This is a genomic window from Mucilaginibacter sp. SG538B (assembly GCF_013376065.1).
GTDB classification, from domain to species: domain Bacteria; phylum Bacteroidota; class Bacteroidia; order Sphingobacteriales; family Sphingobacteriaceae; genus Mucilaginibacter; species Mucilaginibacter rubeus.
Map to the genome: position 1 here is coordinate 170,498 of NZ_JABMJI010000007.1, position 15,128 is coordinate 185,625.

The window sequence follows — 15,128 nt, forward strand, 5'->3', positions numbered from 1 at the left end:
AAATCGTTACCACTTTATCCCCATATTCCAGAACATGAACGCCCATTTATCAACCTGGCCATTGATGAGCTGGGCTGTACTTTGTCCTGCTCCGTGGCCGGCATTGGTTTCAATGCGGATAAGTGTTGGCGCAGTCCCCTGCTGGTATTCCTGCAGGCGTGCCGCAAACTTGAAGGAATGGGCTGGTACTACACGGTCGTCATGATCGGCGGTAGTAACCATGGTAGCAGGGTAAATACCCGGTTTAAGGGCATGGTATGGTGAGTAGTTATAAAGATATTTAAACATTTGTTCCGAATCTTCGGCGGTGCCATAATCATAGCTCCAGCCGGCCCCGGCAGTAAATTTATTATACCTCAGCATGTCAAGCACGCCTACGGCAGGGAATGCTACTTTAAACAGGTCGGGACGCTGGGTTAGCATAGCGCCGATAAGCAGGCCACCGTTTGAGCCGCCCGAAACGGCAAGGTAATCTTTGGAAGTATATTTATTTTTGATAAGGTATTCGGCCGCGGCAATAAAATCATCAAACACATTTTGTTTTTTTAGCTTGATGCCTTTGCGGTGCCAGGTTTCGCCATACTCGCCGCCGCCCCGCAGGTTAGGCACAGCATAAATACCTCCATGCTCAAGCAATATGATGTTTGATGTACTGAAAGCAGGGGTTAAGCTAACGCCAAAACCACCGTAAGCATACAGCAAGGTTGGGTTTTGCCCGTTAAGTACCGTCCCTTTTTTATAGGTGATGATCATTGGGATCTTTGTTTTATCCTTCGAGGTATAAAACACCTGTTTTGATTCATACTGTTCAGGATCAAACTTTGCCCCCGATTTTTTATAGACAGAGGAGGCACCGGTTTCAATATCCAGCTTAAAAATAGTTGGCGGGTATATGTAATTGGTAAAAGTGTAATAGGTAACCTTCTCTTCTTTTTTTGTGCCGAAACCCGACGCGGAGCCTATTGACGGCAACTGGATAGTACGTTCAAGTTTGCCATCCATATTATATTGCTGGATCAGCGAGGTGGCATCCTGCAGGTATTCGGCAAAAATTTTACCTCCGCCGGTAGTGGCGCTTAATACGTTTTTAGTTTCGGGGATCAGGTTTTTCCAATGGGTAATGCCGGGTTCGGCAGCATCAACAGTAACTATTTTAAAATTGGGCGAGTAGATATTGGTGAGGATATAAAGCTTGCTCCCCACATTATCCAAAACGCTGTGCTGGTTATCAAAATTGTTCACAACGTTAATGATCTGGCTGCCGGGTTTACTTAAATCCTGGATATAAAGCTCGTTGCCGGTTGTTGAAGTGGCGGCTGTGATCACCAAAAAGCGTTCATCCTCGGTAAGGTAAGCGCCTATGTAACGGCGAGGGGTTTTATCACCGCCGAAGATCAGCTTATCGGTGCTTTGAGGTGTGCCCAGCTTATGGTAATAAAGTTTATGAAACTGTGTCATACCCGAAAGCTGGCTGCCTTCTGTCGGCTTATCATAGCTGCTGTAATAAAAGCCATCGGTACCATGCCATGCCAGTCCGCTGAATTTTACATCTTTCAGGGTATCACCCACAACGCTTTTATCTTCGGTGTTAATAGTGATAACCTTGCGCCAGTCCGAGCCTCCCTCAGAGATCTGGTAGGCTGCCAGCTCCCCGTTTTTGCTAAACTGGATGCCCTGTAAAGAGGTAGTACCATCGGCAGAGAATTTATTCGGGTCGAGAAAAACTTCGGGGGCGCCGTTATCGCCCAACTGGCGGTACAATACATTTTGGCTTTGCAGCCCGTCGTTTTTATAAAAGTAAATGTATTTGCCTTCCTTAAAGGGAGCGCTATATTTTTCGTAATTCCATAAAAACTCCAGGCGCTTATGAATGTCGGCCCGGTAGGGGATCTGATCGAGATAGTTGAACGTTACCTTATTTTCTTCCTGTACCCAGGCTTTGGTATCATCGGCATGGTCATTCTCCAGCCAGCGGTAGGGATCGGGCACTTGTGTGCCAAAATAGGTATCAACAACATCAACTTTTTTTGTTTTAGGGTATGGAAGTGTTTTTATAGTCATTTGTGCATGTGTATAGCTGCAAAATAAAACAGCTAATGCAAATAAACAGAACGTTTTTGTCATGGTTGTTTAAATTACAGGCAACTAAAGATAGCTATTCAGGTTACATTGCCGCAAGGCAATAACGGTTCAAAAGGTTAAAAGTTGTTAATTTTGCACCCGGTTGCTGTTTAATTGCCCGTGGCAGGCTATATTAGCGGCGTGAAAAAACTGTTGTAAAATAAGGGCAAGTTATTAAAAATTACCCCCTTTAACTTTTGGAGTCGATAACCCGTGTGATTTTTAACCCGGAAGCGGAGCTTGTTATCACCGAAGTATCAATAATAATGCGTTTTTTTACACGTTTGCTTTGCGGTTAAGGATGCAGCGGCAACTTACGGTAATACAGTTACATAATAACAAACATGAAACAAACCCTTACTTTTTTTACGGCAGGCCTTTTAATGCTGCTGGCATTTACTTCAAAAGCTCAGGACACCAACGATAAAGACGACGAAACCAAAGTAAAACTTAAACCTTATGTAGGCTTAGGTATGGGTATTTCTTATCCGTTAAGCGATTTCCAAAAGGTGGATTATAAGAATAATAAATCGGGCTTTGCAAACAAGGGCGTTACCTTCCAGCTTGACGGCGCATATTACATCTACAGAAATTTTGGTATCGGTTACACTTTCTCATACCAGGACCAAAGCAATTTTTCATATGATGACGACCTGATATTATCGCAGGGCTATACAACGGATTTTAAAGCCGACCAGGGAACTGTAACTGCCGATAAACGTTACCGTAGCTTTAACCTGTTAGTAGGCCCGCAATACACCTTTGTATGGCGAAGCCTGTCATTTGATTTAAGGGCATCGGCAGGTGCTATAAAAAGCCAAACATCACCGCAATTAACCATTAGTGTTACCGGCGTTGATGCGCAAACCGGCAGCATTACACAGCAAAGTGCCAAAGGCTATGCTTTTGCATATGGAGGCAGCGCGGCTATCAGGTTGGATATGGGTGCCGGCTGGGGATTATCGCTTAAAGGCAACTACGTTAAATCACCAGGATATGATGTAACCACAACCGGTCGTACGCTTAATGTGGGCCGTTTGGTAACCAAGCAACCAGTTACCGAAGGCCAGATTGTATTTGGCTTGTACAAAGCTTTTTAATTGAAGCTAAAAGCGTAATGCAGAAAGCTTAAAGCTAAAAAACCTTAATAAGATTATTCTCTTATAAACAAGAAAAGCAGATCAACGATCTGCTTTTCTTGTTTATAAGGCATTGATAGCTTATTAGTTAACCGTGATCTGCTCCGGCTTATCGGCTACGATTTCGGGCTGACCTTTAAAAAACTCAAATGTGCCGGTTGCGCATACGTGTTTTCCTTTTATCGTAGACAGGTCGAGCTTAATTTTATTGCCCTTTACCGCTATGGTGTATTTTTGCCTTGGGTAAGCCGCGCCCAAGTTTAACAGGGTAAGCGTATCGCTCACCGCTTTGTACGAGTAAACAGTATCGCACAAAGTGCCTGTTTTGCCTATATTGGCCTTGAAATCAGTCATCGTGAAGCCTTTTGACTGTGCAGATGCCTTACCGGCAAAAACAACCATGATCAATGCCGGCAGTAATATTTTTTTCATTGCTTAATATATCAGTGTTTTGGCGATTGCTGGTCTTCGTCATTTTTATCCGGAGCAGGGGCATACCCATCTTCAAAATTTAAAGTAAATGACGATTCGGATGCGCGACTGGCTGCATTTAACCCGGCAACATCCGGCTCACTGTTATCAATTATTTCGTTACCGGTATCCTGGCCTTCGTTCTGTTCAAATTCGTTGCCGGGATCTTTGTCTTCCTGGGCGTCATCAAGATTTGGATTTTCGGGGATTGCCATAATTTTAATTTTTAATGTATGATGAATAACCACTAAGGTACGCTGTTGTTTTGTGGTTATTGTGTAACAATCTTTGTCTTTTCTGTTTGGCTGTTAAAACGTACTTTTGCCGGATATGCCGGTTCGCGACAAACTCTATTTTGCTTCTGATGTTCATTTAGGCACAGGTACATATGCTTCAAGCCGCCAACGCGAAGATAAAATAGTGCGCTGGCTCGACAGCATTAAGCATGATGCCGCCGAATTATTCCTGGTTGGCGATGTTTTCGACTTCTGGTTTGAATACAAAACCGTAGTGCCCAAAGGCTACATCCGTTTCCTTGGCAAACTTGCCGAACTTGCCGATGCCGGTGTAAAGCTTTACCTGTTTAAAGGCAACCACGATATGTGGATGTTTGATTATTTTGTAAATGAACTGGGCGCAACTATCATCAGCAACGAATTAAAAATTGAGCGCGGCGGAAAGAAATTTTTCATTCATCATGGAGATGGGCTTGGTCCGGGGGATAACTTTTATAAGTTTTTAAAAGGCTTTTTCAGGAGCCGGTTTTGCCAGTGGCTGTTTGCCCGCATTCACCCAAACCTTGGCGTGGGAATAGCCAATAAATGGAGCCGCCACAGCCGGGATACCAATGCAAAAAAAGAAAACCCAAAGCCAGGCGAACAGGAATGGTTGGTAAATTTTTGCCGTGAAGAATTAAAGATCAATTTTTACGACTACCTTGTTTTTGGCCATCGCCATATACCGCTTGATATTCAAATAACCCCTCAAAGCCGTTATATTAACCTTGGCGAATGGATTTCATATTTTTCTTATGCGGTTTTTGATGGTAATGAATTGAGGCTGGAGTATTTTGTTTAGTTCATGGTTAATAGATCATGGTTCATGGTTTTTGATTGGACTAATTGATATTGATAGGGTGGCTTTGCTATAATCCATGAACTATGATCTATAAGCCGAGCTACTATGGTCCATGAACTATGAACCATAGGCGGGGTGCTCTATGATCCATCATCTATAAACTAAGAAAAACAACTTACAATCCGCTGAATTAAAATATGCAGTAAAATGCGTACTTTTGTGCACTTTTTTGCAGCAAGCCTGTAAGCCGCCCGAAACGTCAAATCTTTCATAAGCCGGTTCAATATCAAACAGTTTTAGCTGCATCATTATTTATAAAATATGTTAGATAAATTAGAGCTGATATACGAGCGCTGGAAAAACGTTGAAGGTGAATTGAGCAATCCTGAAGTGATGCAGGATATGAAGCGTTTTGCCCAGTTGAATAAAGAATATAAAGATCTTGCCAAAATTGTTGATGAGTATCATATATACCGCAACATTATGAGCAATATCGAAACCAATAAAGAGATCCTGGCTACCGAAAAAGATGAGGAGTTTCGTGAGATGGCCAAAATGGAACTTGACGAGTTGCTTGCTCAACAGGAAGTAAAGGAGGAAGAAATTCGCCTGATGCTGATCCCTAAAGATCCTGAGGATTCGAAAAATGCTATTGTGGAGATCCGTGGTGGTACCGGTGGTGATGAGGCAGCCCTTTTTGCCGGCGATCTTTACCGCATGTATATGCGCTATTGCGAAAAACGCGGCTGGCGTACCGAGCTGGTGGATTATACCGAAGGCACCAGCGGCGGCTATAAAGAGATTGTATTTAACGTAAACGCTGAAGACGCTTACGGAACCCTGAAATACGAATCGGGTGTACACCGTGTACAACGTGTGCCTGATACCGAAACACAAGGCAGGGTGCACACTTCAGCAGCTTCTGTAGTAGTACTGCCCGAGGTTGATGAGTTTGATATCGACCTGCAGGTTAGTGATATCCGTAAAGATTTGTTCTGCGCTTCAGGGCCGGGTGGCCAGTCGGTAAATACTACCTATTCGGCTGTGAGGTTAACCCACATCCCTACAGGTATTGTTGCCCAGTGCCAGGATCAGAAATCACAACTAAAAAACTACGATAAGGCATTACAGGTACTACGTTCAAGGGTGTACGAAATGGAGCTGCAGAAGCACCTGGAAGAAACATCAAAAAAACGTAAAACTATGGTATCAACCGGCGACAGGTCGGCCAAGGTACGTACCTATAACTATCCTCAGGGACGTTTAACTGAGCACCGTATTGGGTTGACTATTTACAACCTGCCGGGCGTATTGAACGGCGACTTGCAGGAAATCCTTGAATCGCTTCAGTTTGCAGAGAATGCTGAGAAGCTGAAAGAAGGGACAGTAGCGTAAGTTATAATCAGATATTAAATAGAAATCCCCAGCCGTAAGGTTGGGGATTTTTTGTTTGTGAGAAACTATTCAGGGAGTTTGCTACTAACTTTTTAAAAAGATCGTCATGCCGAACTTGTTTCGGCACCCCACAGGACGAGTCGCAAATTTGCTTAGCAGGCTTGCTTAGCAAGTGGGGTGTTGAAACAAGTTCAACATGACTGGCTTTTGTAAACAAGCACGTGAGCAATCCCGTTTTTTTTAATTACAACTTAAACTTACCTTTCAACGCAGCCAGCTTCAAGGCCATATCGGTTTCCGGTTCTTTTTCAACCCTTTTATTAAAGTTGGGCTTGTTGTTATTGCCTTGCGGACGGCGGTCATCGCTCCGACGCTGGTTCGGTTCGCTTTTGTCGTTCTCTTTCATGGATAGGGCAATACGCTTGCGGTTCACATCAACCTCGGTAACAGTTACCTCAACCTTTTGATGTACTTTCAGTACCTCGTTAGGGTCTTTGATGTAACGGTTGGTGATCTGGCTCAGGTGAACAAGGCCATCCTGGTGAACGCCGATATCGACAAAAGCACCAAAGGCTGTAATGTTGGTGACGATGCCCGGCAGCTTCATGCCAACTTTCAGATCGCCGATAGCATTTACACCTTCTGTAAAGCTGAAAGCTTCAAACTGCTCGCGCGGGTCGCGGCCCGGTTTGGCAAGTTCGGCCATGATATCATTCAGGGTTGGCAAACCAACGGTTTCGGAAACATATTTTTGTAACGGAATGCTTTTGCGCAGGGTTGGGTTGCTCATCAGGTCTTTCACTGTGCATTTCATATCGGTAGCCATTTGTTCAAGCAAACCATAACGCTCCGGGTGAACTGCACTGGTATCCAACGGGTTTTCCGCATTGTGGATCCGAAGGAAGCCTGCTGCCTGCTCAAAAGCCTTATCGCCCAAACGTGGAACTTTTTTCAGTTGCTCCCGACGTTTAAAAGCGCCATTCTGGTTGCGGTATTCCACAATATTCTGCGCCAGTTGCGGACCAAGGCCTGATACATAAGCCAGGATCTGTTTTGAAGCGGTGTTAAGTTCAACACCCACCGCGTTCACGGCGCTGATCACCGTGTCATCTAAAGAGGTTTGCAGCTTGTTCTGGTCAACATCGTGCTGGTACTGACCTACGCCAATCGATTTTGGGTCGATCTTTACCAGCTCGGCCAGTGGGTCCATCAAACGGCGACCGATAGATACGGCCCCTCTTACGGTTACATCATAATCCGGAAATTCTTCCCTCGCCACTTCAGATGCTGAATAGATAGAAGCACCGCTTTCATTAACCATTACAATAGTCACGCCCGGTAAATTCAGGTTGCGAACAAATACTTCTGTTTCGCGGCCCGCGGTGCCGTTTCCAATAGCGATAGCCTCGATATTATATTTCTGGAACAGGTGCTGTACCGTTTTCTCAGCTTCACGCGCCTGGCCTGCACCGGTGTGTGGGTAAACAGTGGTGTTTTCAAGCAGTTTGCCCTGCTCATCCAAACAAACCAGTTTACAACCGGTACGGAAACCCGGATCAAGCGCCATTACGCGTTTTTGACCAAGCGGTGCGCTCAGCAATAGCTGGCGGGCATTTTCTGCAAATACGCGGATCGCTTCCTCGTCGGCTTTCTTTTTGGTAAGCAGGCGCACCTCTGTTTCCATCGATGGTTTTAACAGGCGTTTGTAGCCATCGGTAATAGCCAGGCGGATTTGTCCGGCAGCCGGGTTGTTTGCCTTGATAACTGAATTTTCCAATATCTCCAGTGCATCATCTTCTTCAGGTTTCAGGTCGAGCCATAGGATCTCTTCCTTTTCGCCGCGGCGCATGGCTAATACGCGGTGCGATGGCGCTGTTTTAACAGGCTCAGTCCATTCAAAATAGTCTTTGTACTTAATCCCTGCCTCCTCTTTGCCTTCAACCACTCTTGATGCAAAAGTGCCTTTTTCAACAAACAGTTCACGGATTTTGGTACGTATTTCAGCATTTTCGGCAACGGTTTCGGCAATGATATCCCTTGCGCCGGCTAAAGCTTCTTCAACGCTCGCTACGCCTTTTTCATCGCTGATGTATTCGGCAGCTATCAGTTCGGGGTCGATATTTTTTTGTTCCAATAAAACATCGGCCAATGGCTGCAGGCCTTTTTCGCGGGCTGTAGTAGCACGGGTTTTGCGTTTTGGGCGATAAGGAAGATAAAGGTCCTCCAAAGTAACCATCGTTTCGGCCTCGTTGATCTGTTTTTCCAGCTCGGGCGTTAGTTTGCCCATGTCTGTAAGCGATTTCAGGATAGCCTCACGGCGTTTGTCCAGTTCGCGCAATTGCTGTACACGGTCGCGGATGGTGGCAACCTGTACCTCATCCAAACTGCCGGTAAGTTCTTTACGGTAACGGGAAATGAACGGAACGGTAGCTCCTTCATCAAGCAAGCCTACCGTAGCGGTAACCTGCTTCTCAGCTACAGAAAGCTCTGCAGCTATTATTTTATAATGAATACTCATAATCAAAATTCGGACTGCGAAGTTGAGGGAATAGGCTTACAATTCAAAAAAAGATTGTTAACAAAAAGTTGAAAGTTTTGATTGGGCTATTGTTGGCAATGTAAATATAGGGTACATTTTGTTAGCAGGCAGTTTAAATTGTCTCTGCGCGGACTAAACTACCTGATGTTAAAAATGCTGATCTTTTCTTTAAGTTACAAAATGCAATAAAGCGCGATGGGTAATTGCGTAATGACAATTCGGGAGATGTATGGTCATCTATATCTTTTGCTTCGCCTTTATTTCCAGGTAGCGGTTTACTGTGTTTATGGTAAGGTTTTGGGGGGATGTCAGTATCGACTGGATGCCGTGGCTGGCCAGTTCTTTAACCATTAGCTTTTTATCGTAAGCAAACTTTTCGGCAATGGTTTTTATGTAGATGCCTTCAACATCTTTGGCCGGTTGTTCGCTCAGGGTTTTTAATTCCGTATTTTCAAAGAAGACTACTAATAGCAGGTGAAACTTGGCTATCCGTCGTAAAAAAGGCAACTGTCGCTGTAACGCCGAAAGGCTTTCATAATTTGTAAAGAACACCACCAAACTACGCTGTTTTAATACTCTGCGTGTTGTAACATAAAGTGCCTCCATATTGGTTTCCAGATACCGGGTTTTTTCCTTGTATAAAACCTCCATTATCTTATTAAGCTGCGCGTAATTCTTATCGGCAGGCACTATAGAACCTATTTTTTCGCCTACAGTTATTAAACCCGCTTTATCTTCTTTAAGCAGGGCTACGTTTGATAGCACAAGGCTTGCGTTAATGGCATAGTCCAATAAACTTAACCCTTCAAAAGGCATCCGCATAGCCCGCGATTTATCGATGATGCAGTAAACGTGCTGCGATTTTTCGTCGGTATAGGAGTTTACCATCAGGTCGCCCCGCCGAGCTGTGGCCTTCCAGTTTATGGTGCGATAGTCATCGCCCGGAACATAGGATTTTACCTGTTCAAACTCCATACTGTGGCCAATCCTCCTGATTTTCTTAATGCCTATCTCGGTGAGCCGGTTTGATATAGCCATCAGTTCATACTTACGCATTTGTAAAAACGAAGGATAAACGGGCAAAGTCTCAGCCTGCTCAAAATTGTAACGTTTAGATACCAGACCAATAGCCGATCGCACAAAAACCCGGATAAAGCCAAACTCATATTCGCCCCGGCGGGTTGGCCTCAGCATGTAATTAATCTGCTTACGTTCGCCGGGGGCAAGGGTTGTAGTAAACCAAATATCACGTTTCTGAAACTGTGCGGGGATCTCATCTATAATTCCGGTGTTAATGCTGAAACTATACCGGTTTTCGATATAAATACTAAGTTCGTTTTCGTCGCTGTTGCTCAAGCGTTCGGGGGCAAGGCGTTTGGCAAACACGCCATCTGCCACACGGTAAAGTATAAACAGATCGGCAATTAATAATGCCAATAAGGCGTAAAACGCGATATCGGGCATAATGCCCAACCACGGGAAGAAAAATGAAAGTAAATACAATACCACACAGGCAGCAACCGCGCCGAATAAACGGTTAGTTAAAAACAAGTTGGTATAAAATAGTCGGAATAGTTTTTTCACGCGCTTTACTATCGTGGCACTTCAATTTTTTGTATTACCTGGGTTATCACCTCGTCGGGCGTTACGCCTTCCATCTCCTTATCAGGCGTTAACATAATACGATGGCGCAGCACAGGGGCGGCAACATAAATAATATCATCGGGGGTAACAAAATCACGCCCCCTGGTTGCAGCAAGCGCTTTGGCTCCATTAACAATAGCCAGCGACGCACGCGGCGAACCGCCCAACTGCAGGGATTTGCTATTACGTGTTTCGTGGATAATTTTAGCTGTAAACTCCAGGATCTTATCTTCTACATGCAGGGCCCTCACCTGGTTGCGCAACTGGTTGATATCCGCAGCGGCGAGTAAAGGTTGTACCTGGCTTAGCTGATCGGTTGTTTTTTGCTGATGCTGACGACTAAGGATAGTTATTTCCTCTTCAAGCGTTGGATATTTCACTTCTATCTTAAACAAAAACCTATCCAGCTGGGCTTCAGGCAGGCGGTAGGTACCTTCCTGCTCAACCGGGTTCTGTGTTGCAAAAACGGTAAAAGGCTCTTCCATTTTGTAACGGTGCCCATCAATAGTAAGCTGTCGCTCCTCCATTACCTCAAACAAGGCCGACTGTGTTTTTGCCGGTGCACGGTTGATCTCATCTATCAGGATGATATTACCGAAAATAGGCCCTTGTTTAAATTCAAACTCGGTTGTTTTAGGGTTAAAAACAGAGGTTCCCAGGATATCCGATGGCATCAGATCGGGTGTGAACTGAATACGGGAGTACCGGGCATCTATAGTTTTGGCAATAAGCTTTGCGGTAAGTGTTTTGGCAACACCCGGCACACCTTCAATCAGGATATGCCCATCGGCCAGGATCCCCGCAATAAGCAAATCGATTGAATCATGCTGACCTACGATGATGGTTGCCAGCGTGGCTTTTATTTGCTCAACAGCAGTGCTTAATTTGGATAGATCGGTACGTTGTTCAAAAAATTCGTTTTCCATATTTATCTGGATTGGATATAAAATTGTTCAATAAGTTGGTTAAGCCTGATGAGCTCTTGATCTGTTACAATGTCATGAGTACTGATGAAGATAAATGCACCGGACAATTCACGGGCGAGGTCTTCGGTTGCACCGGTACGGTTAACCAGTTCTTCTACAAATTCGGGACCTGGCCGGTTTGCTTTTATCCGGTAGGTTTCGCGTATAAAAGCCCAGAAATACTGCATTTTTTTCCGGGCGATGTTAATGTTGTCCCTTCGTTCATAGTATACCTGCCCCACTACGTTCACGAAATCAACAGTTGAGTTTTCGAGCGGATTAATAATTGGGATAATGCGCTGACGTCTTTTCGCCTCATATAGCACAAATATCAGCAAGCTAAACAACGCCAGATAGTAAGCCGCTTTCAACTGCGCATTCCCAAGGAATACCCTCATCGGCGAGTCATTCTCACCGGTACCCTGGGTATAATATTCATCCCAAACTATCTCCGGCGTTCTCTTTACCATGGATAAAGCAGTAGAAGCCCACTCGGCCCCCTGCGGCTTCAACAAGCTGTAGTTAGTGAACATACCCGGGTTGGGCGTTAAATACAGGTTGCCTTTCCCCATCGGATACTTCAGTAAGTTGGCCTTATGGTCATCCGTTTCACCTATAACTATTGCATGTGCAGTATCAAATTTATCGTAATAGCCTGCCGTTAAACCTTTATCAACAAAATAATTCACCTCGGGCGACAGGGCCGGGTTTACAAAATGCATTAACGTATGAGCATTTCCATTAACCGCAAATTTATTAGTGATGCTTATTTTAAGTTCCTTTTCAAAATCGGCCCCTAAAAATCCGGCGGCAATAAAAACATCGTTACCGGCAGTTATATATTGCTTAAGCTGTTTAAAATCGGGCTTGGTAATATTGAGCCCTCCTGCTATGATAATATAGGATGAACCCTTAATGGAATCTTCGGCAATAGTATTGTAAATGGCCTGGCGTTTAGTTTTGATCGCAGCACCGGGAAAAATATCCCGGGCACGCTCATAAAGTACCCGCGTACCATAAGGGATTTTATCGGTATTGCTAAATGTAGGTGTCCAGTTAACCTCTTTCGGCTTATTCATGTTCGCTACTATGTAAATAACAAACAACGTTGTGGCTATTATAAAGTAAATCTTAAGGTCCTTCATAACAGCTGTTTTTTAAAGTTTTGAAACAACTGGTTTATATTGCCAAAAGCAGCGCCATCAATATTGAAACCGCCATACCATACATATTCAAACTGCCGGGTCAACGACACAAAAGACTGCCGTACGGATGGATTGTTTAATTCGTACACATATGCTGAATTGGTTTTTTCGGGTAGCCATTGGATAAGACCGTTATCACTGAGCTGTTTTAAACTCCGCAGATAAAGCAGGCGAACAGCCAGCCGGTAGTTATGATTTGAAATTGCCTTTTCAATCTCCTCATCAAAATTAATTTCGTGGATATTCTCTGCCGATTCGGTATAGGCCAGCGGTGTTTTACGGGACTTGCCCAGTAACAGGTTGCCCATATCCATACCCAAAAGTTTCATGATGAAGAAAATGATCGCACCTACAGCCAGCATCAAAAAGAAGTACTTTAAAAAAGTTCCAAAGCCGGGGCTTATGCTTAAGCTGCCAAATAAGGTACGCCAAAACCACATCCAAAACCTATCCCAGAACGACAACTCATTACCTATACTTTTGTCGTTATACTGATATTCCTTGTCAGCCCGGTATTTATCAAGTGCATTTTCATTAAAACGGCGTACATTCACCTTCGAGCTATCCATACGCACAACCGCGGCCTTCTTTTTAAAAACGCTGTCTGTTTTTAAGGGAATAGCCTTTCCGCCAACTTTAGCCACCGACGGATTGAGGGTAAAGCACAACAGTATGAACAGGATTAGTATCGGTTTAGGCATAACTCAATTAGTATTGTTCGGCAGGCAGATCGTCGGCTTTATCGGCATGTGTGCCAAATGCTTCTATACGTTCTAAGATCCCGGTTCCGTCTTTTCTTTCCTGGAGGCTAAAATAACACAAGGCAATGGCTATGGTCGGAATAGCATAAGTAAGTAGTAAAATATTTTGAAGCATACTAAAAAATATCACTGCTGCTATTGAAAGATATTTAAAAGAAACGAGGATCCGCAATGAGGCAACAAGCATTAAAGGTATACTGGCAATTGAATTACTTACGCTAACTATCAGCGAACAAACAAATATGATCCCAAAAACCATCCACCAGTGATCTTTTATAAGCCGGAAGCCTTTATTGAATGAGTATCCAAATGAGGCGTTCTCCATGATCATGGTTGGCAAAATAAGGTAAAATATCGGCGTAAGATATATTCCTGGTATTATACAAAATAAAAAACCGAAAATGAGCAGGATGAATAATAAAAGACCACTCCCTAACGAACGGAAAAAGTAATATTTAAAATAACCCCAAACGTCTTGCGCCGTTGGTTTATCTCCTTTTTTTTCAAGATAAACCGCGACAAAACACAGGGTGGTAAGGTATATAAAAAATTGCGCCAGCATCATTACGAAACCGTTTGCAGCAGCACTTATACCCACTTTGAGGGTGCTGTTATAGTCGCCTTTAACGCCTGGATCAAGACTGTCATAAACAGATAATTGTGAAAATGCAGTGGCAACAGTACCAACCAGCACAAAAAAGCCGCAGATAACGAGTAATGACGAAAAAAGCGGTTTGAAATTCTGTTTCAGGAAGGTGAAGGTGTCATTTATTATTTCGCCAAAATCACGGATCCTCCTCAGTTCAATAATATATTTCATTTAATGATCGGTATTAATATAGTTTAGGTTTTTATTCAGTTTTGCAGGATAAAGTATCACGTACCATATCATGAACAGTAATGATGAGGCTAATATAATAATACTTAACCAAACAGGCATTTCGGTATGGCGCGTTACAAAGCTTTCAAAAAAAGCGGCTAATAATATGATGGGAATAAGGCCTACTGTAATTTTCAAGCCCTCAAGCGCGCCTTTTTTTAATGATTGCAGCCGGGTATACGTTTTGGGAAACAACAAACTGTTACCAAGTACTAAACCGGCACCACCGGCCACAATAAACGACGACATTTCAAGCGTACCATGGATCCAGATCACCAGTATGGATTGGATTCCAAGTCCCTTGCTGAAAAAATAATACTGAAATGAGCCAAGCATAACGCCGTTCATTAAACTGGCGTATAATGAACCAACAGAAAAAAATAAGCCCATCACAAAAAAGCGCAGTTCGACATAAACATTATTGATGGCTATCTGTAAAAACATCAGCCCCGAAGAACTGCTTTTATATACACCGAAAGGATCACCTTTAGCAATGTTATCATTGGTCATGTTCACATAATCATCGCCAAGGATAAGCCGTACAAAATGATTATCGTATTTGGCCGAAAGAACTCCCATACAGGTAAAAACCGCAAAGAAGATAAGCGAATACAATAACTGCCTGCGGTGCTGAAAAAAAAGCAGCGGCAGTTCGTATCGCCAGAAAGCTGCGAACCGGTTGCTTTTCTCCTTCTGATTTTTGTAGATATCCTGGTGAAAGGTTGATGCAAGCCCGTTAAGGTACTTTGTTGTATTTGACTGCGGAAAGAAAGTTTTGGCGTATGCCAAATCATCAGTAATGGCTATAAATGCGGCAGCAAGCTCGTCCGGATCGGTTGGCCTATTGGTTTCATAGGCCTTCCATTTTTCGGTATTTTGTTTGATAAACAACGCCTCACGCATTTTAAAAAGCAGGTTTTATTTTTTGTTA

Annotated in this window: 13 protein-coding genes; 3 read left to right on the forward strand and 10 right to left on the reverse strand. The window is 43.7% G+C overall.

Annotated features, from left to right (window positions below):
- Positions 1 to 6 precede the first annotated feature (6 nt).
- Positions 7 to 2,124 (reverse strand): prolyl oligopeptidase family serine peptidase, encoded by a 2,118-nt coding sequence (locus tag FHW88_RS28125; RefSeq protein WP_176628849.1) that lies wholly within the window; start codon positions 2,122 to 2,124, stop codon positions 7 to 9.
- 341 nt (positions 2,125 to 2,465) lie between these two features.
- Between FHW88_RS28125 and FHW88_RS28130 the strand changes: the two genes are divergently transcribed.
- Complete coding sequence (locus FHW88_RS28130) at positions 2,466 to 3,221, forward strand: outer membrane beta-barrel protein (RefSeq protein WP_176628850.1); 756 nt, start codon at positions 2,466 to 2,468, stop codon at positions 3,219 to 3,221.
- Positions 3,222 to 3,344: 123 nt separating this feature from the next.
- On the opposite strand, the gene FHW88_RS28135 is transcribed toward FHW88_RS28130, so the two are convergent.
- Together FHW88_RS28135 and FHW88_RS28140 are read right to left on the reverse strand one after the other, a co-directional pair.
- A complete protein-coding gene (locus FHW88_RS28135; protein WP_090534825.1) occupies positions 3,345 to 3,692 on the reverse strand; it encodes a hypothetical protein in 348 nt (115 codons plus the stop codon).
- Positions 3,693 to 3,703: 11 nt separating this feature from the next.
- Positions 3,704 to 3,946 carry a hypothetical protein gene (locus FHW88_RS28140; RefSeq protein WP_176628851.1) on the reverse strand — a complete coding sequence of 81 codons (243 nt, stop codon included), beginning with the start codon at positions 3,944 to 3,946 and terminating at the stop codon, positions 3,704 to 3,706.
- Between the two features lie 115 nt (positions 3,947 to 4,061).
- On the opposite strand from FHW88_RS28140, the gene FHW88_RS28145 reads away from it, so the two are divergent.
- Entirely contained in the window at positions 4,062 to 4,808 is a 747-nt protein-coding gene (locus tag FHW88_RS28145) for a UDP-2,3-diacylglucosamine diphosphatase (protein ID WP_176628852.1), read from the forward strand.
- A 321-nt stretch (positions 4,809 to 5,129) separates the two neighbouring features.
- Positions 5,130 to 6,203: a peptide chain release factor 1 gene (gene prfA, locus FHW88_RS28150; protein WP_091167385.1), complete on the forward strand. Its 1,074-nt coding sequence runs from the start codon at positions 5,130 to 5,132 to the stop codon at positions 6,201 to 6,203.
- A gap of 244 nt (positions 6,204 to 6,447) precedes the next feature.
- On the opposite strand, the gene FHW88_RS28155 is transcribed toward prfA, so the two are convergent.
- From FHW88_RS28155 to FHW88_RS28185, 7 genes are all read right to left on the reverse strand, one after another.
- A complete protein-coding gene (locus FHW88_RS28155; RefSeq protein ID WP_090534830.1) occupies positions 6,448 to 8,721 on the reverse strand; it encodes a Tex family protein in 2,274 nt (757 codons plus the stop codon).
- A 258-nt stretch (positions 8,722 to 8,979) separates the two neighbouring features.
- Positions 8,980 to 10,326, reverse strand: a complete 1,347-nt coding sequence (locus FHW88_RS28160; protein ID WP_176628853.1) for a DUF58 domain-containing protein — start codon at positions 10,324 to 10,326, stop codon at positions 8,980 to 8,982.
- 8 nt (positions 10,327 to 10,334) lie between these two features.
- On the reverse strand, positions 10,335 to 11,312 hold the full coding sequence (locus FHW88_RS28165; protein ID WP_090534833.1) for an AAA family ATPase: 978 nt from the start codon (positions 11,310 to 11,312) through the stop codon (positions 10,335 to 10,337).
- A gap of 2 nt (positions 11,313 to 11,314) precedes the next feature.
- Positions 11,315 to 12,496 (reverse strand): DUF4350 domain-containing protein, encoded by a 1,182-nt coding sequence (locus tag FHW88_RS28170; protein ID WP_176628854.1) that lies wholly within the window; start codon positions 12,494 to 12,496, stop codon positions 11,315 to 11,317.
- Positions 12,493 to 13,257, reverse strand: a complete 765-nt coding sequence (locus FHW88_RS28175) for a DUF4129 domain-containing protein (RefSeq protein WP_218117319.1) — start codon at positions 13,255 to 13,257, stop codon at positions 12,493 to 12,495. Before FHW88_RS28175 ends, FHW88_RS28170 begins: the two co-directional genes overlap by 4 nt.
- Positions 13,258 to 13,264: 7 nt before the next feature.
- Positions 13,265 to 14,137 carry a hypothetical protein gene (locus tag FHW88_RS28180; RefSeq protein ID WP_176628855.1) on the reverse strand — a complete coding sequence of 291 codons (873 nt, stop codon included), beginning with the start codon at positions 14,135 to 14,137 and terminating at the stop codon, positions 13,265 to 13,267.
- Positions 14,138 to 15,100 carry a stage II sporulation protein M gene (locus tag FHW88_RS28185; RefSeq protein ID WP_176628856.1) on the reverse strand — a complete coding sequence of 321 codons (963 nt, stop codon included), beginning with the start codon at positions 15,098 to 15,100 and terminating at the stop codon, positions 14,138 to 14,140.
- Between the last annotated feature and the right edge of the window lie 28 nt (positions 15,101 to 15,128).

Excerpts from the sequence above, each read along its gene's own strand:
- FHW88_RS28125 (WP_176628849.1), bottom strand. The coding sequence starts at position 2,124 with ATGACAAAAACGTTCTGTTTATTTGCATTAGCTGTTTTATTTTGCAGC.
- FHW88_RS28130 (WP_176628850.1), top strand. The coding sequence starts at position 2,466 with ATGAAACAAACCCTTACTTTTTTTACGGCAGGCCTTTTAATGCTGCTG.
- FHW88_RS28135 (WP_090534825.1), bottom strand. The coding sequence starts at position 3,692 with ATGAAAAAAATATTACTGCCGGCATTGATCATGGTTGTTTTTGCCGGT.
- FHW88_RS28140 (WP_176628851.1), bottom strand. The coding sequence starts at position 3,946 with ATGGCAATCCCCGAAAATCCAAATCTTGATGACGCCCAGGAAGACAAA.
- FHW88_RS28145 (WP_176628852.1), top strand. The coding sequence starts at position 4,062 with ATGCCGGTTCGCGACAAACTCTATTTTGCTTCTGATGTTCATTTAGGC.
- prfA (WP_091167385.1), top strand. The coding sequence starts at position 5,130 with ATGTTAGATAAATTAGAGCTGATATACGAGCGCTGGAAAAACGTTGAA.
- FHW88_RS28155 (WP_090534830.1), bottom strand. The coding sequence starts at position 8,721 with ATGAGTATTCATTATAAAATAATAGCTGCAGAGCTTTCTGTAGCTGAG.
- FHW88_RS28165 (WP_090534833.1), bottom strand. The coding sequence starts at position 11,312 with ATGGAAAACGAATTTTTTGAACAACGTACCGATCTATCCAAATTAAGC.
- FHW88_RS28170 (WP_176628854.1), bottom strand. The coding sequence starts at position 12,496 with ATGAAGGACCTTAAGATTTACTTTATAATAGCCACAACGTTGTTTGTT.
- FHW88_RS28175 (WP_218117319.1), bottom strand. The coding sequence starts at position 13,257 with ATGCCTAAACCGATACTAATCCTGTTCATACTGTTGTGCTTTACCCTC.
- FHW88_RS28180 (WP_176628855.1), bottom strand. The coding sequence starts at position 14,137 with ATGAAATATATTATTGAACTGAGGAGGATCCGTGATTTTGGCGAAATA.
- FHW88_RS28185 (WP_176628856.1), bottom strand. The coding sequence starts at position 15,100 with ATGCGTGAGGCGTTGTTTATCAAACAAAATACCGAAAAATGGAAGGCC.